Source organism: Variovorax sp. GW821-FHT09B01, assembly GCF_059418345.1.
Genome location: NZ_JBWKPQ010000001.1, coordinates 1,494,880 through 1,513,872 on the forward strand (window position 1 = coordinate 1,494,880; position 18,993 = coordinate 1,513,872).

At 68.6% G+C, this 18,993-nt stretch carries 14 protein-coding genes; 10 read left to right on the forward strand and 4 right to left on the reverse strand.

What is annotated here, in order from left to right; translation table 11 throughout:
• Positions 1-65: 65 nt before the first annotated feature.
• Positions 66-989 (forward strand): LysR family transcriptional regulator, encoded by a 924-nt coding sequence (locus tag AC07RV_RS06605; RefSeq protein ID WP_296786722.1) that lies wholly within the window; start codon positions 66-68, stop codon positions 987-989.
• A 44-nt stretch (positions 990-1,033) separates the two neighbouring features.
• Positions 1,034-1,933, forward strand: coding sequence for a dihydrodipicolinate synthase family protein (locus tag AC07RV_RS06610; protein WP_296786724.1), 900 nt, complete (start codon positions 1,034-1,036; stop codon positions 1,931-1,933).
• A gap of 38 nt (positions 1,934-1,971) precedes the next feature.
• Here the strand turns inward: AC07RV_RS06610 and AC07RV_RS06615 are convergent, their stop codons facing one another.
• From AC07RV_RS06615 to AC07RV_RS06625, 3 genes are all read right to left on the reverse strand, one after another.
• Positions 1,972-2,652, reverse strand: a complete 681-nt coding sequence (locus tag AC07RV_RS06615; RefSeq protein ID WP_296786726.1) for a class I SAM-dependent methyltransferase — start codon at positions 2,650-2,652, stop codon at positions 1,972-1,974.
• A gap of 34 nt (positions 2,653-2,686) precedes the next feature.
• Positions 2,687-3,442 (reverse strand): SDR family oxidoreductase, encoded by a 756-nt coding sequence (locus tag AC07RV_RS06620; protein WP_296786729.1) that lies wholly within the window; start codon positions 3,440-3,442, stop codon positions 2,687-2,689.
• 292 nt (positions 3,443-3,734) lie between these two features.
• A complete protein-coding gene (locus tag AC07RV_RS06625; RefSeq protein WP_296786733.1) occupies positions 3,735-4,721 on the reverse strand; it encodes a GlxA family transcriptional regulator in 987 nt (328 codons plus the stop codon).
• 227 nt (positions 4,722-4,948) lie between these two features.
• On the opposite strand from AC07RV_RS06625, the gene AC07RV_RS06630 reads away from it, so the two are divergent.
• The 8 genes from AC07RV_RS06630 to AC07RV_RS06665 all read left to right on the forward strand — a co-directional run bounded on the left by AC07RV_RS06630 (position 4,949) and on the right by AC07RV_RS06665 (position 17,834).
• Positions 4,949-7,843 carry an ATP-binding protein gene (locus tag AC07RV_RS06630; protein WP_296786736.1) on the forward strand — a complete coding sequence of 965 codons (2,895 nt, stop codon included), beginning with the start codon at positions 4,949-4,951 and terminating at the stop codon, positions 7,841-7,843.
• Between the two features lie 176 nt (positions 7,844-8,019).
• Positions 8,020-8,967 carry an amidohydrolase family protein gene (locus AC07RV_RS06635; protein ID WP_296786739.1) on the forward strand — a complete coding sequence of 316 codons (948 nt, stop codon included), beginning with the start codon at positions 8,020-8,022 and terminating at the stop codon, positions 8,965-8,967.
• A 110-nt stretch (positions 8,968-9,077) separates the two neighbouring features.
• Positions 9,078-12,020 carry a type VI secretion system Vgr family protein gene (locus tag AC07RV_RS06640; protein WP_296786741.1) on the forward strand — a complete coding sequence of 981 codons (2,943 nt, stop codon included), beginning with the start codon at positions 9,078-9,080 and terminating at the stop codon, positions 12,018-12,020.
• Between the two features lie 5 nt (positions 12,021-12,025).
• Entirely contained in the window at positions 12,026-14,626 is a 2,601-nt protein-coding gene (locus AC07RV_RS06645; protein WP_296786745.1) for a DUF2169 family type VI secretion system accessory protein, read from the forward strand.
• Positions 14,623-15,693, forward strand: coding sequence for a pentapeptide repeat-containing protein (locus tag AC07RV_RS06650; protein ID WP_296786747.1), 1,071 nt, complete (start codon positions 14,623-14,625; stop codon positions 15,691-15,693). Before AC07RV_RS06645 ends, AC07RV_RS06650 begins: the two co-directional genes overlap by 4 nt.
• Positions 15,690-16,373 (forward strand): DUF3540 domain-containing protein, encoded by a 684-nt coding sequence (locus tag AC07RV_RS06655; RefSeq protein ID WP_296786750.1) that lies wholly within the window; start codon positions 15,690-15,692, stop codon positions 16,371-16,373. Before AC07RV_RS06650 ends, AC07RV_RS06655 begins: the two co-directional genes overlap by 4 nt.
• 6 nt (positions 16,374-16,379) lie before the next feature.
• Positions 16,380-16,775 carry a DUF4150 domain-containing protein gene (locus AC07RV_RS06660; RefSeq protein WP_296786753.1) on the forward strand — a complete coding sequence of 132 codons (396 nt, stop codon included), beginning with the start codon at positions 16,380-16,382 and terminating at the stop codon, positions 16,773-16,775.
• Between the two features lie 108 nt (positions 16,776-16,883).
• On the forward strand, positions 16,884-17,834 hold the full coding sequence (locus AC07RV_RS06665) for a helix-turn-helix transcriptional regulator (protein ID WP_296786756.1): 951 nt from the start codon (positions 16,884-16,886) through the stop codon (positions 17,832-17,834).
• A gap of 15 nt (positions 17,835-17,849) precedes the next feature.
• On the opposite strand, the gene AC07RV_RS06670 is transcribed toward AC07RV_RS06665, so the two are convergent.
• Entirely contained in the window at positions 17,850-18,980 is a 1,131-nt protein-coding gene (locus AC07RV_RS06670) for an SMP-30/gluconolactonase/LRE family protein (protein WP_296786759.1), read from the reverse strand.
• Between the last annotated feature and the right edge of the window lie 13 nt (positions 18,981-18,993).

Here is an 18,993-nt window from a genome sequence, read left to right on the forward strand (position 1 = left end):
GCACCGATGGCGCGGAGGCCCACGCTGGACTAATGTCTTCGCTCCTTCGTTCAGCCTTCAACGCCATGGCCACCAAGCACCTGCCCCTGGATCAACTCGGATGGGACCACCTGCGCGCATTGCTCGAAGTCGCGCGCGGCGGTGCGCTCGCGCCCGCCGCGCGCAAGCTGGGCGTCGACCAGTCGACCATCAGCCGCCGCCTCGCGCAGGTGGAGTACAGCTCGGGCGGCACGCTGTTCCGGCGCGACCGCAAGGGCATCGTCCTGACCCCGTTCGGGCGGGAAGTGTTCACGAGGGTGGAGAAGATGGAAACGGCCTTGCACGAAATCCAGGGACTGACCGCCGACCGCTTCGGGCAGAACGCCGGCACCGTCTCCATCGCGACGATGGAAGGCGTGGGCGCGATGCTGATCTCGCGCGCGGTCAGGAAGCTGCACGAACGCTTCGCGGCGATCGAGATCCAGCTCGCCACCACTTCCAACTACGTGGACATCGCACGCCGCGAGTCCGACATCTTCGTGAGCTTCTTCGAGCCCCCGCCGAAGTCGCTGCACACGCAGAAGGTGGCCGACGTGCATTTCCATCTCTATGCCAGCGCCTCCTATCTCGCAGGCCGCGAGATCGCGCGGCCCGAGGACCTGGCGCAGGACTTCTTCATCGGCTACATCGACGACCCGATCTACCTGCCCTCGGCGCGCTGGCTCGAGGAGTTCGTCGACGCGCCGCGCATCGGCTTTCGCGCGACCAGCATGTTCTCGCAGCTGTTCGCGGCGCAGGAGGGCCTGGGCGTGGTGCTGCTGCCTTCGTATGCCGAGGCCGAGTCCTTCGGACTGATCCGGCTGCTGCCCGATCGCTCCGCGCGCGTGCCGCTGTTCATCAGCGTGCAGTACGACCTGCAATACCTGCCCCACATCCGCGCCGTCTTCGACCTGCTCGCGCAACTCATGGCCGAGAAGCTCGCGGCCCAGCAGCCGGTGGCGCCGGCCTGACACCTATCGCCTTCTTTCATCCACCCTTTTGCTCATTCAATCTCATGAACAAGAAAATCCTCGGCATCGTTTCCTATCCCATCACGGCCTTCGACGAGCGCAGCGGCGCCGTCGACCTCGAGACCAGCCGCCGCGTGGTCGAGCGGCTGGTGCTCTCGGGCTCGCATGCCATCGCACCGCTCGGCAGCACCGGCGAAAGCGCCTACCTGTCCGACGAGGAATGGGATGCCGTGGCCGAGGCGTCGATCGCGCAGGTGGGGAAGCGCCTGCCGGTGATCGTCGGCATCTCGGACCTCACGACCCGCAACGCGGTGCGCAAGGCCCGGTTCGCTGAAGCAGCGGGCGCCGACGCGGTCATGGTGCTGCCCGTGTCCTACTGGAAGCTCGGCGAGGCCGAGATCTTCCGCCACTACCAGAGCATCGCCGACGCGATCGGCCTGCCGGTCATGCTCTACAACAACCCCGCGACCAGCGGCGTCGACATGCAGCCCGAGCTGATCGTGCGGATCGTGCGGGACATCGCGAACGTCACCATGGTCAAGGAGAGCACGGGCGACATCCAGCGCATGCACCGGATCCGGCAACTGTCGAACGGCGAGATCCCGTTCTTCAACGGCAGCAATCCGCTGGCGCTCGAGGCCTTCGCCGCCGGTGCCGTGGGCTGGTGCACGGCGGCGCCCAACATCATTCCGAGCTGGCCCGTCGCGCTTTACGACACCTGCCTGTCGGGCGACATGGAGGCGGCGCGAACGATCTTCTACGGGCAGCTCGACGTACTGCAGTTCATCCTCAAGGGCGGGCTGCCGACGACCGTGAAGGCGGGGCTGCGGCTGCGGGGGTTCGAGGCGGGGGTGCCGCGGCTGCCGCTGCAAGGGCTCGACGAGGCATCGGTTGCGCAGCTGCAGCGTTTGCTCAGGGAACTGGATTCGCGAACGATCGCCTGACAAGGTGTGAAGAAACCGTAGCGAGCGGCCGGTCGCCGTCACGCGTAGGCGACCCACCCCCTGAACGTGAACCCCACGTAGAAGAGCTGCACGCCGCCGAATCCCGCCTCGCGCAGGATCGCCTCGTCCTGCGCCGGCGACAGGATCGCCAGTTCCTTCTGCACCTTCTCGCTCGTGGCCGCCGCCTGCTTCGGGTCGGACCCCGATGACACGAGGAAGGCCGCGTAGCGTTTCATCCAGGTCTCGCGCTGGCCCTCGCCGTCCTCCACGCTGAGATGCGCCACCACGAAGGGCGCGCCCGGCTTCAGGCGGCGATGGATCTCGCGCGCCGTGGGCAGGCGCTGGTCGGGCGGCACGAAATGGAAGGTCAACAGGCAGGTCGCGCCATCGAAGGGGCCTTCGGGCGCGTCCTGCACATAGCCTTCGTGCAGGGCCACGCGCGACGTCAACGGGCCGAGCCGCTGGGCCGCGAGATCGAGCATCGGCGCGCTCGGGTCGACACCATCGATGCGCCACCCGGGATGGGCGAGCGCGAGGTCCTCGAGCTCGAGGCCGCCACCGGCGCCGACCACCAGCACGCGGCCGTCGGCCGGCACGCGCTCGGCCAGCAGGATGCGCGTCATCGGCAGCAGGCCGCTGTGGCCGGGCACGTTGCGCTTCGGGCCCTCGGCGTACTTGGCGACCGCATCGGAACTGTTGAATGCACTGTGAGAGTTCATCCAACGATGATGGCATGGCGCCTGGGGGTGCGCTTCAGCAGGGGTTCAGCGCCGCGAAGACGGCCTCGTAGCGGCCATCGCGCTCGGCCCAGCGGCGCGCGTGGTCGCGCTCGAGCATCAGCTCGCCGTGCGGATGGTCGCCGCGCTCCAGCAGCCGCATCACCTCCGCCACGTAGGCGCCCACGGGCATGGCGCGCGGGTCCGAGGCCTGCGCGCTGCCCGTGAGTTCGGTCTGCACATAGGGCGGCGCGAGTTCGAGCACCTCGACCGGGATCGCGCGAAGCTGGTGGCGCAGCGACTGCAGCCACGAATGCAGGAAGGCCTTGCTCGCGCAGTAGACCGGGAAGTCGGCGCGCGGCACGAAGGCCAGGGCCGAACCGGTCGCGATGAAGCTCGCGTCGGGCTGGCCCTTCAACTGCGGCAGGAACGCGGCCGCGGTGCGCAGCACGCCGAGGATGTTGGTCTGCACCATCGCTTCGGCATCGGTGGCGCTCCAGGCCTCGGCGCGCATGTCTTCCGCGCGCGAGATGCCGGCATTGGCGATCAGCACGTTGAGCTCGGGAAAACGTTCGCGCACCTCCCGCGCGACGCCTGGCAGCGAGGCGGGATCGGCCAGGTCGAGCCGCAGGCCGAACAGGCCGGCTCGGCCGGCCGTGACCTCGTCGAGCAGGGCCTGGCGCCTGCCGGTGACGATGACGCGGTTGCCGCGCCGGTGCAGGGCCTCGGCGAGCGCGCGGCCGATGCCGCTGGTGCCGCCCGTCACGAGGATGGTGTTGCCGGTGGTTTTCATGATGGCTGTCTTTCGATGGGTTGGGGTCATGGAGAAAGCCATGGCAACCCTCGCGACGCTCTTCGCGAACGGGCGCGAAAAGACCCTGTGCCGGCCGCGCGATGCAATGCAGCGCAGGAAGGCGAACAGGACGAACGAAAGGAAGAGGGAGGGCATACCGTGGCGTCTTTGCATCGAGATCTCCCTGCTGGGAACCACTCGACAAAGGACGCGTTGGATGACGGTAACGCCTACGACAGTGCGCCGCGGGGGCGACTGCGGGCCGGATTGTCGACGCGCCGGCGCGCCGCCGTCAACCCCCGGGCGACGACGCGAGCCGCGTGCTGCCGAAGTTCGCGCGGTACTGCTGCGGCGTGACGCCCAGGCGGCGCAGGAACACCGCGCGCATGCGGTGCGCGTCGTGGAAGCCGCAGGCGAAGGCCACGGTCTTCATCGGCGCCTGGCCGTTCTCGAGCATCACGCGCGCCGCATCGAGCCGCGCGCTCTCGACGAACTCGGCCGGCGTGAGCTTCGCGTCGCGCGCGAAGGTGCGCGCGAAGCTGCGCTCGCTCATGTGCGCGACCCGCGCCAGCACCGCCACCGTGAGCTCGTCGCCCAGGTGCGCCATCACGTACTGCTGCACCTGCGCGACCGGCGAGGCCGGCTCGAGCCGGGGCGTGAGGAAGGGACTGAACTGCGACTGCCCGCCCGCGCGCTGCGTGAACACCACGAGCCGCCGGGCCACGTGCAGCGCCACCTCGTTGCCGTGGTGCTGCGCGAGCAGGTAGAGCGACAGGTCGATGCCCGCCGTGACGCCGGCCGAGGTGTAGAGCCTGCCGTCCTGGTTGAAGAGCCGGTTCGATTCGACGCGCGCGCTCGGGCACAGGCTGGCCAGCGCCGCCGCGTCGTTCCAGTGCGTGGTGACGGTGCGGCCATTCAGCAGGCCGGCACGCGCGAGGATGAAGGCGCCGCTGCAGATCGAACCGAAGCTCGCGGCCCGCGCGCTCGCGGCCTCGAGCCAGCGGTACAGCGCCGGATCGAAATGCTGTCGCACCAGTGCCGGGCCGCCGGCCACCAGCAGCAGGTCGAAGGCATCGTCGACCTCGGCATAGTGGCGATGCGCCTGCAGCGAGAGGCCGTTCGAGCAGGGCATGGTGCCGTGCTCCACGCCGATGGTCTCGAGCCGGTAGTGGTCCTCGTCCGGCAGGAAGCGGTTGGCTTCCGAGAACACGTCCATCGGGCCGCTGACGTCGAGCGACTGGACGCCGGAGAAAACGAGCAGGGCGACGGTGCGGTGCATGGGGCGGGAGATGGGGCGGGATCGGTCCGGGATTCTGGCGCACCCCGAGATCCGTGGCTTGAAAAACGCCGTGCCTCGTTCGTCTGGAAGACTTCGAGTGCCGCGGGCGGCATGCATTCACCCCGACGGCATCGGTACATCCCACCCAGCGAGCCCCTGCCCCATGACAATCGCCCGATGCGCATCGCCCCGCCGCCTCGCAACCGACGCCCCGCGATGAACCGATGGTGAGTGCCCCGCTTCCACCCCTGCGCTTCGGTCCCTTCGTGCTCGACGCGGCCGCCGGCCGCCTGCTGCGCGACGACGCGCCCGTCGCGCTGCAACCCAAGGTCTTCGCGCTGCTCTGCGCGCTCGCGGGCCACCCCGGCCGGCTGATCGCCAAGGCCACGCTGTTGCAACAGGTCTGGCCCGCGCAGGTGGTCAGCGACGCCGTCGTGAAGACCGCGATCAACCAGCTGCGCATCGCGCTCGGCGACGATCCCTCGCAGCCGCGCTACGTCGAGACCGTGCCGCGTCGCGGCTACCGCTTCATCGCCGGCATCGAAGGCGCCACGGCGGCGCCGCCCGCCTGGGTGCAGCCGGCCGGCGACCGGCTGGTCGGTCGCCAGGCCGCGCTCGATGCGCTCCATGCGGCCTGGCAGCAGGCGCGCGAAGGCACGGCGCAGCTGGTGTTCGTGATCGGCGAGGCCGGCATCGGCAAGACCACGCTGATCGATCACTTCGCGCGGCACGCGGGCGCGGCGCTGGTGGCACGCGGCCAGTGCGTCGAACAGGGCGGCCAGGACGAGCCGCACATGCCGATCCTGGAGGCGCTCAACGGCCTGTGCCGCAGCCACCCGGGCGCGGTGCCGCAGATACGGCGCATCGCGCCCACCTGGCTGGCCCAGATGCCCTGGCATGCGAGCGAGGCCGAACGGCTCGCGCTGCGGCAGGAGATCGACGGCGTGGGTCCGGGGCGCGTGCTGCGCGAGTTCCGCGAGATGCTGGACCGGCTGGCCGAGCCCCAGCCCATCCTCCTGGTCCTCGAGGACCTGCAGTGGAGCGATCTGCCCTCGCTGCAACTGATCGAGCACCTGGCCAGCCGGCGCGAACGCGCGCGCTGGATGCTGGTGGCGAGCCTGCGCCCCGCCGATGCGCAGGGCCGGCCGACCGCCGTGGCCGACCTGCATGCGCGGCTGCGGCTGCGCGGCCTGGCGCGTGGCCTCGAACTGACCGCGTTCTCCGCGGGCGAGGTGGCCGAGTACCTCGCGGGCCGCTATGCACGGCAGCCCCCATCGACCCACCTGGCGCAGCGGCTGCATGCGCAGACCGGTGGCCTGCCGCTGTACCTCGCGACCTGGCTCGACGCCGCCGACCGCGAGCACGCGGACACGCCGGACGGCCCGGTCGGGCACCCGCCCGACGCCTTCGCCGAGCCGCCGGCACGACTGGCGCAAGGGCTCGCGCACCTGATCGAGCGGCAGCTCGAGCTGCTCGAGCCCGAGGACCAGTCGCTGCTCGAGGCGGCCTCGGTGCTCGGCGTGGAGTTCTGGAGCCAGCCGCTGGCCTCGATGCTCGAACGCTCGCGGCTGTCGGTGCGCGCGCAGATCGACCGGCTCGCCAGGCAGGGCCAGTGGCTGGTGCCGCTCGCGGTCGAGCGGCTGGCCGACGACAGCTTCGACGCCCGCCATGCCTTTCGCCATGCGCTGCATCGCCACGTGCTCTATCAGCGCCTGGGCGCGGCGCGGCGCGCCGAACTGCACCGCCGCGCGGCGCAGGGCCTCGAGGCCATGGCGCCGCTCGGCCTGCCGGTGGCGGCCGCGGAGCTGGCCGAGCACCACGAGCGCAGCCACGACGCCACCGCCGCGATCCGCCACAGCGCGGAGGCGACGCGGCTCGCGGTCGCGCGCTTCGCGCCGCAGGAAGCGGTGCGGCTCGCGCGCCGGGCGCTGGCGCTGCTCGGCCGCAGCGATGCGCTGCCGCGGCCCGAGCGCGATGCGCTCGAACTCGGGCTGCATGCCCACCAGGCCGTGGCCTTCGCGCAGTACCTGGGCTTCGCGGCGCCCGAGCGCGAGGTCTCGCTGGCCCGCGCGCTCGAGCTCTGCGAACGCCGGCCGGCGGCCGCCGCGCATGGCTGGATCCATGGCGGCCTCGGATGGATCCACATGGCGCGCGCCGACTACCGGCAGGCGCTGCGGATGGCCGAGCGTGTCGAGGCCCTGGGCCGCCGCTTCGACGATCCCGCGGTGGTGGTCTGCGCCCTGAACCTGCGCGGCACCACGCTGTCGTTCCAGGGCGACTACGCGGCGGCGGCGAACTGCATGCGCGAAGGGCTCGCGATCTGCGCGCGCGACGAGTCGCGCATCGCGGGCGCGCCGTTCCCGATCGACCCGGTGGTGTCGATGCTCGCCAATTCCGCGCTGCCGCTGGTGATGGTCGGCGAGATCGACACCGCCTTGCAGCATCTCGCGCGGGCACGCGAACGCGCCCTGCGGCTCGGCGCACCGATGGCCAGCATGCTGGCCGCCTGGGGTGCATCGACCGCGGGCGCCGCGCTCGGCGAAGCCGCGCTGGTGGCCGAGATGCTGCCCACCCTGCAGGCCGCGGCCGGTGCCGACGACATCGGCCAGGCCGAGGGCCCGGCCCTGTGGTTCGACGGCTGGATCGCCGGGCATGGAGCGCGCCGGCCCGCACAGAGCGCGACGCAGCGCATCCGCGCGGCGCTCGAGCGGCACCGCCAGCGCGGCATGTTCGCGGGCGCGAGCCAGGTCCATCTGTATGCGGCCGAGGTGGCGCTGCGCGCCGGCCAGCTCGACGAGGCCCGCGCCGAGATCGACGCCGGGCTGCACAGTGCCGAGCAGTTCGGCGAAGCCGGCCATCTCAGCGACATCCACCGGCTCGATGCCCGCTGGCACGCCGCGCAGCACGACGATGCCGAATCGCGGCGCGCGCTCGAGCGTGCGTTGCACCACGGTGCGGCGCAGCAATCGGCCTGGGCCGCGCTCGCGGCGTGGATCGAACTCTGCGAACGGCCCGATGCCGGCGAGGCGGAGCGCGCGGGACTGTCGCGGGCGCTCGCGCAGGTTCGTGGCGGCGAGAGCCTCGCGCGCGTGCAGCGCGCCAGGTCCCTGCTGCAGCGCTGAGGCCTTCCTCCCTCCCCCTCTGGGGGAGGGCCGGGGTGGGGGCAAGCGACGTCTCCACGGCCAATCCCTATCTCTTTCGACAGACGCTTACCAATCGCTGACCGTCTTTCCTTCTCCCCGCGTTTAACGTGCATCTCCCCCGGGGCGAAGGCCCTCCCGCCGCACGAGGACACGCCATGCACTGGACCGATCGACGACGACTGCACCGCCTGGCGCGCGCGCTCTGCCTGCGCGCGGGCCTGCTGTGGGCCGCGGCCCTGCCGGCCTGGTCGCAGAACGCGCCGCTGCCCGATGCGCGCTCCGCCGCGCCGATGATCCCCTTCGCCGACGCGCACGTGCATCTCAACGACCTCGCGATGCAGCTCGCGCTGATGGACCGCTGGGGCGCCACGCATGCCGTGGTGTTCTGGGGCGGGCGCAGCAGCAACGATTCGGTGGCCGAGGCCGCAAAGCGCCATCCCGACCGGCTGATCCCCTTCGCCTCGATCTCGCCCGAACGCAGCATCTACCGCCCCGGCTGGAGCGCCGACGATCCAGCCCTGCTCGCGCAGCTCGACGCGCTGCTGGCCACCGGGCTCTACAAGGGCATCGGCGAGATCTCGGCCGCGCACTTCCCGGCATCGGGCTTCGCGGAGACCGACTACAGCCCGACTGGCGCGACCATGACCGGCATCATGGCGCTCGCGCGCAAGTACCGGCTGCCGGTGATGGTGCACGTGGAATCCACGCGCATGGCCGAGCTGCAACAGATGCTCGAGCGCTTTCCCGACGTGCCGGTCATCTGGGCCCATGGCGGCTACACGCCGCTGTTCCTCGCGCGGCGGCTGCTCGATCGGCATCCGAACCTGCACTACGAACTCAGCGCGCGCACCTGGCCGCGCCATCCGCGCTCGCCCGACTACACCGTGCTGCGCGACGGCCAGAACGTCTGGCCCGAATGGCTCGCGCTGATCGAGGCACAGCCCCACCGCTTCCTGATCGGCACCGACGCGAGCCACCGCTCGGCCGACGCCGAGGCCATGAAGTTCGCGAGCGTGCAGAACTTCCTGGGCCAGCTCGCTCCCGAGGCGCGAGAACTCGTGGCGCGCGGCAATCTCCTGCGGCTCGTGGGGATGAAACCTTGAAACGAACGGCTGCGGCCGAGGAATTCGCGGCCATTGCAGGACGCGCGGCCATCCATTCGAGCGGAACGACCATCGCGCCGCGCCCGCCGATTTCGAACAATCGATGACCCATGCACACGCACGACATCCACATCGACACCGACTCCCCCGTCGCCAACGACCTCATGTTCTGGAGCCTCATCGGCCACGAGGGCCTGTCGCGCGCCGCGGTCTACGAACTCACGGTGCTGTCGAAGAACGGGCATGTGCAACCCAAGGACATCCTGGGCCGCGCCTTCGACATCGGCATCGACTTCATCGACGCCCATGAGCTCCCCCATACCCGCCACTGCCACGGGCACGCCGTGCGCTTCCTGCGCGAAGGCCGCACCGGGCGCTACCACCGCTACCGCATCACGCTGCGCTCCTGGTTCTGGCTGCTGACCAAGCGGCGCAACTCGCGCATCTTCCAGGACAAGCCGGTGCTCGACGTGCTCAACGGCGTGTTCGAGGACAGCCCGGCGCGGCGCATCCGCAAGACCAACGCCGACGGCGTGATCGGCGCGCACGAACCGCACCGCTACTGCGTGCAGTTCCAGGAGAGCGACCACGATTTCCTCTCGCGGCTGCTCGAGGCCGAGGGCATCTACTACTGGTTCGACGCGCACGACGAGCCGGGCCGGCTGCAGCTCGCCGACACCAGCTTCGTCGCGCACAAGCGCCTGCCGGCCACGCCGGTGCTGCACTACACCGACGTCGCGGGCGAGGCGCGCTTCAACGAGATCACGCGCTGGATCTCCACGCAGCGGCTGGACACCGGCAAGCATGCGGCGCGCGACAGCGACTTCAAGGCCATCCGCAAGAACATCGGCGCCACCATCGACGCCGCCGACGAGCACGAGCTCGCCGAGTTCGAGGACTTCGAATACCCGGGCGACTACTTCAGCGTCGAGCACGCCGAGGCCACGGCCAGGATCCGCGGCGAGGAACTGATCGCGCGCCGCGACCGCCATTGGGCCGTGACGACCTGGCCCGACGTGGGCGTGGGCCGCAGCTTCGTGCTCGAGGGCGATGCGCCCGAACTGGCGCGCGGCGAACACCTGATCGGCGCCTGCAGCTTCGTCATCACCCATCCGGGCCATGAAGGCGCCGACGACGAGCGCACGCGCAAGTGGCATGCCGAGCGGCTGTGCGGCCTGATCGCGGGCGATGCGGTCAACGACGGCGCGGACGGCGTGCTCGACGAGCTGATCCGCACCGAGCGCACGCTGCACGATGCGCAGCGCGGCGTCTGCGTGTTCTTCCTCACCGTGCTGCCGATGCAGCTGCCGTTTCGCCCGCCGCGCCTCACGCCGCGCGTGACCATGCCCGGCCCGCAGACCGCGATCGTGGTCGGCCCCGAAGGCGACGAGCTGCACGTGGACGAGCACGGCCGCGTGAAGGTGCACTTCCACTGGGACCGCTACGACGAGAGCAACGAGAAGTCGACCTGCTGGGTGCGCGTGTCGCAACCCTGGGCCGGCAAGGGCTGGGGCGGCTACTTCGCGCCGCGCATCGGTCAGGAGGTGATCGTCGACTTCCTCAACGGCGACCCCGACCGGCCCGTGATCGTGGGGCGGGTCTACAACGACGACCAGCCCATCCCCTACAAGTCGCCCACGCAGAGCGGCTTTCGCACGCGCTCCACGCCCGGCGGCGATGCGAGCAACTACAACGAGATCCAGTTCGAGGATCGCAAGGGGGAGGAGCTGTTGTCTGTGCATGCGGAGCGGGACATGCGGCGGGTGGTGGAGCGCGACGATGCGACCTACGTCGGCCGCGACCAGACCCTGACCGTCGACCACGACCAGACGCAGCAGGTGGGCCACGACCGCATGGTGCACGTTGCGAACAACGACCGTTCGATCATCGACGGCATGCAGAAGCAGACGATCAAGAAGGACCAGTTGCACCACGTGGTGGGCAAGCAGGATGCCTTCGTGGACGCCGACCGCAATCTCACGGTGCAGAAGAATTCGAAGGTCGACGTCGGCGGGCAGCGCGTGGACATCACGCGGGCCGACGAGACGCGCGACGTGCTCGGGAACAAGACGGTCACCGTCGGCGGGGACTACTCGTTCAAGGCGCGGAACATTCGCTTCGAGGCGGCGCATTACGACTTCGTCGTGACTGGATCCAACTCCACCGTGGTCAGCAGCCCAACGGGGCCCTATACGCTCCTCGCCAATCAGGTAAAGGTCGTTAGCAACACCAATGTAGAGACCTTCGCCGTCGGAGACATTAACGAGACCTCGATCGGATCGAATCAAACTGTGCTCGGCAGCAACTCCAGCGGCTATATGGGCCTCAACAGCGAGGCAAACATGGGTATCGCCAGAACATCGTTCGGGGGGCTCTGTCTAGAAACCACGCTGGGGATGAGCTTCTCGAATTTCTTCGGCCTCAGGCTGGAGAACACCGCTGGGTTCAAACAAGACGCCGTTGCGGGCCTCAGCCTCGAGAGAGCCAACGTTCTCAAGAAAAGCTGCACGCTCTTCACGATCACGCCACCCGAAGGTGCGGGCGAATCCGACGAGAAGACGTTCCACATGCCCAAATACGGTGGTCATGCGGCGCTTCTTGGAATGGTCACAACGGCCATTGGCGGCTTGTACTACCACTTCGCAGACGGTGCGGCCACCTTGACTCAGTACAAGAACGCGGTGAAAGAACTGCACGACGCTGCGGAAGAAGCCTGGAAGAACGATCTCCCCGGCCTCGCGGATCGACTGCACAGGCTATCCGATGCCGTCGACGAGCGCTTGAGAGGCGGAAAACTCTTGCTGACTCCAGGCTTGAGCATGGGCACCGGCATCGATGTGTTCTCCGATCACGGCGGGGTCAACAAGCTCAAGGTCGAGAACCCGAATGATGTCGATGCTCGCAAGGCACCTCCCCCGGGCCATCTCTATGGTGCAGCCTATCACGGCTCGTTCGCCGACAAGCACACGCATGAACCGAAGCCTGATCAACCTCCTCCATCGGCGGCGCCGCAGGACGAGCCGCCAACCCCGGATGATCTGCCCAAGAACTGATGCCAATGCAAGTCGTCAAGCCCGGGCAGATCAGCCTGAACACGCGTCCCTTGACGTTCCGAAAGACGCATGCGCTTTCGATCGGCGCGATGCTTCACGTACCTTTTGACCAGGGGGAGCGGGGACGTCTTTGGGGCGAACAGTCGATGTGGGACTTCCTCGCGCGCGAGATGGAAACGCCTCTGATCGACGAGGGCATCGCCAAACTGACACCCGAATTTCTCGTACACGGACATGCCTATCCGCCCGCCGGTGGCGGCCACGCCCGAGCCGTGCGCGCCCGACTCGGCGCACGCGAAAAAACCCTGCTCGTTTTCGGCGATCGGCACTGGCATGGAAACACGCCGAGCGCTCCAGAGGCCTTCGACAAGCTGTCGCTGTCTTGGTCCCGGTCTTTCGGTGGACCGGATGTACCGGCCAATCCGGGCGGCATCGGTGCTCAAACCATCGAGGGTTTGCACCGCCTGCCGAACATCGAGAGCCCCGACGAGCGCATCGTCTCGCCCAGGCAGCGTCCAGCGCCCGTCGGCTTCGGCGCACTCGATCCCCTGCACCCCGACCGGGCCCGGCTGCGGGGCACGTATGGCGATGACTATCTGCGCGAGCATGCTCCGGGCTTCGCGCCAGACACCGATTGGTGCCATTTCAACCTGGCACCGGCGGATCAATGGATGGAGGGTCCTCTCGAGGGCGACGAGATTTTCCGGCTGGAGGGCATGCATCCGACCAGGGAATGCATCGAAGGCCGACTCCCGGGCCTGCGTGCGCGTGTCTTCGCGCGCAAGCGCTCCGATGCCGGCAACGGCCACGATCTCGTCGAGGTTCCCCTGCGCCTCACCACCGTCTGGTTCTTCCCGCACGTCGAACGCGCGATCCTGATCTTTCAAGGATTGACGCCGGTGCGAGAGGACGACGCCGTGGATGTCGTGGAGTTGCTCGCCGCGGTGGAACGCATCGGCGCCGCCCGTGATGACGCGCACTACTTCGACGTATTGGCCAAGCGCGCCGACCCGGAACTCGGCGCGCTCCACGCCTTGAACGATGCGGACCTTCTTCCCGAGGGCCTCGACGGCTCCGATCCCGAGACCGAGACGATGAAAGCCGCACTCGCCAGCGACGGACTCCAAGCGGAATCGGAAAGGCGCCGGGCCACTGTCGACATGGAACTGGCGCGCGAGGAAGTCCGCAAGCTCGGCAAGGACCCCGATGCCATGGGCCTGCGCGTTCCCGAACCTGATCCGGTTCCCGCCGGGCCGGAACTGACCGCCTACGTGGAACGCAAGCTCCTCGAATCCCGCGAGCAGCAAGTGGCCGCCATCGAGGACATGATCTCCTTGGTCGAGAAGGCCCTCGAACTCGAGAAAACCCAGGGCATTCGACTGTTCTCGGACGGCCACCGTGGGCCCCCGCGCTATCGCGCCGCACAGCACCGCGACGAACTCAAGCAGCTGTTCGCCGCCACAGGCAAGCCCTTCGACGAGGCCGCGATCTTCCCGAAGCTCCTGCAGAAGGAGGACGCGGAGCGGCAAGGCTATCTGCAGTCGGCCCATGTCCAGCCGAGGGCGCTGGCGATGAATGCAGAGGAAGCACAGTCGCTGCGTTCGGAAATGACACGAGCTCACGCACTGGGCCTCCGAAGCTTCATGCTGCAGGACTTTACGGGCGCGAACTTCGCCAACATGGACTTGAGTGGCATCGACTTCAGCGGTGCCCATCTCGAGAGCGCCGACTTCTCGCACAGCAACCTTTCGGGCGCCAATTTCGCTGATGCCGTGCTGGCCCATGCCCGGCTGGACGGTGCCATTGCCATCAACACCTCGTTTCGAGGCGCCAATCTTGGCCGCGCCGGCCTCGTGGGTGCCGTGTTCGACGGCGCCGACCTGCAGGACGCCATCCTCGCGCACTGCCACTTCGAGCGCTGCCAACTGCGCGGCGCGAAGCTCGCCGGCGCGCAGTGGATGGACACGACATGGAACGCCGCCGACGGCCGCGCGCTCGAAGCCAGCGGCCAGACCTTCTACAAGCTCGACCTGCGCTCGTTGCGGCTGGAAGAGGCCGACCTCCGAGGCTGTACCTTCATCGAATGCGATCTCTCGAGCGCACGGCTGAACGGCGCCCGACTCGGCGGGAGCTCGTTCGTCGACTGCAAGCTCGAAGGCGCCCAGTTGGTGGCCGTGCAGGCACCCAACGCCTCCTTCGTGAAAGGCACGCGGTTGCGCGGCGCCAACCTGGCCCAGTCCGTCCTGCGCGATGCCAATCTCGGCGGCATGGATCTCGAAGGTGCATCCCTGGTCAGGGCGGATCTGAAGGGAGCCAATCTCGCCGGTGCGATCCTGGCGGGTTGCGACGCCCGCGCCGCGGACGCACGCGGCGCACTGATGAATCGCGCAACGCTTCGCGGCGGCAACTGGCAAAGCGCCAATCTGCGCGAATGCCTTATGCAGAAAGCAGATCTGCGCAACCTCGACCTCCGGGACAGCAATCTCTTCGGCGCGGATCTCTCCAACATCCTGATCGACGGCTCGGTGCAATTGCAAGGCGCCTTGCTGGCGCGCGCCAGGACGTGGCCTCGGCGTGAAGCGTCCAAAACGGAGGTTTCGCGGTGAGCCCGGAGACGCTCGTGCTCGCGGCGGCGATGAGCGAAGCGGTCTCGGAACGCGATCTGCGAGGCAAGAGCTACGCGGGCGCATCCCTGTGCGCGATCGTGTTCACGCAGGTAAGGCTGGCTCAGGTCGACTTTCGCGGCGCGGACCTGCGCGAAGCCGTGTTCGATCGATGCGATCTGAGCGGTGCCATTTTCACGGGAGCGCGACTGCGACACGCAGTGTTCGATCGATGCGCCATGACGCACGTGGATCTGCGACAAGCCTTGCTTCAAGGGGCCACCTTCTCGTCATGCGACCTGAAACACGGCCAACTGGGCCAGGCCTCGCTGTCGATGGCGACCCTGTCGCGCTGCGACCTCTCCGGAAGCTCCCTGCGCGACGCCAGGCTCGTATCCGCCGTGTTCGGCGAATGCCGGTTGCACGACGTATCGCTCGACGGCGCCGACCTCGAACACGCGAGCATTCAGGAGAGCGAACTGACCAGTCCTTCCTGGGAAGCAGCGCGGTTGCGCCACACGGTGTTCTTCAAATCGCGGCTTGCAGGCCTGCGCTTCTCGGGCATGCGCCTCGAAGGCTGTCAGTTTGCCGGAACCGACCTGTCGGGTTTCGATTTCTCCGATGCGGTGCTCAAGCAATGCAACTTCCAGGACGCCAGGATCGAGAACGCATCCTTCCGCCGAGTCCAGGCGGCCATGAGCATCTTCTGCAATGCGCACGGAAGCCATCCCGACTTCACCGGGGCCCAGCTTCCCCGAAGCCTCTTCAGCGCGGCAAATCTGCCGGCCGCGATCTTCGACGGAGCGAATCTCCAGCAAGCGCATTTCGCGCAGGCGCAGCTGCCCCAGAGCCGCTGGGTCGGCGCCGATCTGAGCCACGCGGACCTAAGTCACGCCCAGCTTATGCAAGCCGATTTCTCACAAGCCGTTCTTCACCGATCCACGTTGCACCGAGTCCAATGGGGAGGTGCAATCGGCGTCGAGAGTGCGCAAGCCGCGCCCCACGATGCCGAGCTGCAGCGTGCGGACGAATGGAAACCAGCACTGTTCACAGCCCACTCAACCGCATGACCATGTTCAATCGCTCCACCGCAACGCTCCGCCGCACGCCTCGCCCGCCCCGGGCAGGAAGGTCTCACCGCGCCAATGGCCACTGGCATGCCGGCGTGGTCGTCGACAGCCAGGATGGTTCTTTCCAGGTGCTCGATGGCCACCGCTCGCTGAAGGCGCGCGCATCGTTCAGTTGCCTGGTGCTGCCTGAACCGGGAGATACGGTGTCCTGCCTCGATGCCGGAGCCTCGGGTGTCTGGATCACCTCGATCCTCTCACGCGCGTCGGCACCGGCAAACGGAGAAGCGGCCCCATTGCGACTGTCCAGCGGGCCCGTGCGATGGACGGTACGCGGAGGGGATTTCTCCGTCGAGGCTCCGAAGTTCTCCATCGATGCCGACGATGTCCACGTGGCGAGTCAATCGCTCGAGCTGACGACGGATCGCGCCCACGTCGTCGTCGAAGGACTGCGCTTCATCGCCGGCACCATCAAGCTCGTAGCCTCCACGCTATCGAGCGCCATGACACGGGTGCAGCATTTCAGCGAGACCTATACCCGGTCGACGACGGGTCTCGATCGGGTGAGCGCTGCCCACGTCGAACTGGAAGCCGACACGGTCATGCATCTCAGATCGCAACATACGCTGGTCGATGGCAGCAGCCTGGTGAAGGCGCGCGGCGGACAGATCCATCTGGGGTGAGGACGCATGTTCGCGAACTGCCAGCTCATGGGAACCGACATGGCTTTTCCCGACGTCTGCATGACGCCGGCCGCGCCATCGCCGATCCCGGTGCCGTACCCGAACACGGCCCTCGGACCCACCGCCATTCCCAACTGTCCGACGATCCTTCTGATGGGAGGACCGGCACACAACCTCGGCACCACCACGCCGATGACCAACGGCGACAACGCCGGCGTCCTGCTCGGCGTGGCCTCCGGCACCGTGATGGGCCCGAGCCGGCACACGACCGGCGCCAACACCGTGCTGTTCAACGGCATGCCCGCCACCCGCCTCACCAGCACCACCATGCAGAACAGCACCAACGCCATGGGCGCGCGCATCGCGCCGAGCCAGACGCTGGTGCTGATCCTCGCACCCTAAGGCCTATCGCCAATGGCCAACACGGCAAAGGACACCCTAGGACCTCCGGCGGAGTGTCAAGCAGGCGCGCGATCACTAGCATCCGCTGTTTTCCGATTTCTTCCTCGCATGTCGAAGACCTTCAAGCGCGGGCGCCACCACGCAGCCCCGCACGAGACCGCACCCGACACCGAACGGCTCATCGCACGCCTCTGGTTCGAGCCGGTGCTGAGCTTCCAGTACCGCTGCGCGGCGAACGACGCGGTCGAGGTCCGCAGCCGCTCGCATGCGCCGCTGTACGTGTTCTGCGACGACGGCTGGCGCGTGCGGATGGCCGACGGGGTTCATCTCGCGAACAAGGGCGACATCCTGTTCCTGCCGCGTGGCGGCGTGCACCTGGTCTTTCGCGACGAACAGGTCGTGCCGCGCGGCATCGAGGACCTGGTGCGCGCGGGCTTTCGCAACCGCCACGGTGTCTATGCAGTGGGCTCCGAGCACGACGCGCTCGTCGCGGGCAGCTTCTTCGAGACCAGCGCCCTGATGGAACACCCGCTGATGGCGCTGCTGCCCGAGGTGGTGCACTGCAAGGCCGGCGAGGGCGCCGGGGATGCGCGCGTGGTCGACTGGGTGCGCTGGATCTCCGACCTCGACGCCGGCAATGCGATGGCGATGGGGCCTTCGATCAACGGCATCCTGCGCATGCTGCTGTCGCGCCACTTCGCCGACCCGGCCCATGCGGTGGGACTGGAGGCCGCGCCCGGACGCCGCGATCGCCAGCTCTCGACAGCCGTGCTCGCGATGCACGAGCATCCCGCGCGCAACTGGACCGTCGATGCGCTGGCGGCGCTGTGCCACCTGAGCCGCAGCGCCTTCGCTTCGCGCTTCAGCCAGCAGTTCGGCCTGCCGCCGCTGCGCTACCTCTTCCACACGCGCATGCGCATCGCCGCGCGCCTGCTGAAGGAGCAGCGGCTCACGCTCGACCAGGTGGCGCAGCAGGTGGGCTACTCGAACGGGCTCGCGCTCTCGCGTTCCTTCAAGCGCGCCACCGGCATGCGGCCGCGCGGCCAGGCGCAGCCCTGAGGAGAGCCCTCGACCTCAGGGCGCGGGTACCGATCCCCTCTTGCCCACGCGCAGCCGGTACACCTTGCCCACGCCCACGGTCGCCACGTAAAGCATGTTCGCCTCGGCGCCGCGGCCGAAGCCCACGTTCACCGGGCTCTCGCGGTTCGGCAGCACGAGCCGCGCCACGAGCTGGCCCGCGGGCGTGAGCACGTAGAGCCCCGGCCCGCCGGGCGAGGACGGCAGCGCGAGGTAGACATTGCCCTCGGTGTCGGTGGCCATGCCGTCGACGCAGCCGGCCTTCTCGAGATCGAGCAGCACGCGCGGCGCACCGGGCTGGCCCGCGGCATCGAGCGCATAGGCCAGCAGGCCGCCCGAGCCGGTGCGGTCGAGCGGGGCCGGGCCCTGCTCGCCGAGCGCGTTGCTGCCGGGGTCGCACAGGCCCGCGTAGAGCGTGCGCCCGTCGGGCGAGAGTTCGACGCCGTTGACCTTGGCGTTGTCGCCGAGGATGCGGGCGATGGGCCACAGGCCCTTGGCGCCGCTGCCCGCGACCGGCGGGTCGAGGCGGTAGACGGCATGGATGCGCTGCTCGATGGTCTCGGGGCCGAACAGCCGCAGGTCGGAGAAATAGATGCGGCCCGTGCGGTCGATGGCCACGTCGTTGGGCGCATTGAGTTGCCGGTTGTCGTGGAAGTAGGCGACCACGCGGTATTCGCCGCTGCGCAGGTCGGTCACCGACACACGGCGACCGCCGAAGTCGGCACCCTCGGCCGCCACCAGGCGGTCCTGCGCATCGATGGCCAGGCCCGCCGCCATGTTGCTGGGCTCGCGGAACACGCGCGGCCGGCCGCCCGGCGGAATCACCCAGATGCGGCCGCCCTGCACGCCCCTGGCATCGCTGCAGCCGACCGAGCGCGTGATCTCGGTGAAATAGACGCTGCCGTCCGATGCGGTGGCGATGCCCTCCATCACGCCGCAGCCGCCCGCATGCACGGTCTCGAACGCGGTCGATGGAAAGAACTCCTGCTGGCGCGCGAGCGTCGCATCCTGCAGGCCGCTCAGGCGCACGGATGGCTGGGATTGCGCGTACGTCAGGGTGGACTGCAGCAGCGCCAGCGCGATGCACAGCGGCGCCAGCAGGCGCGAACGCAGGGTCCTGTCTCTCATGGTCTTCTTCTCC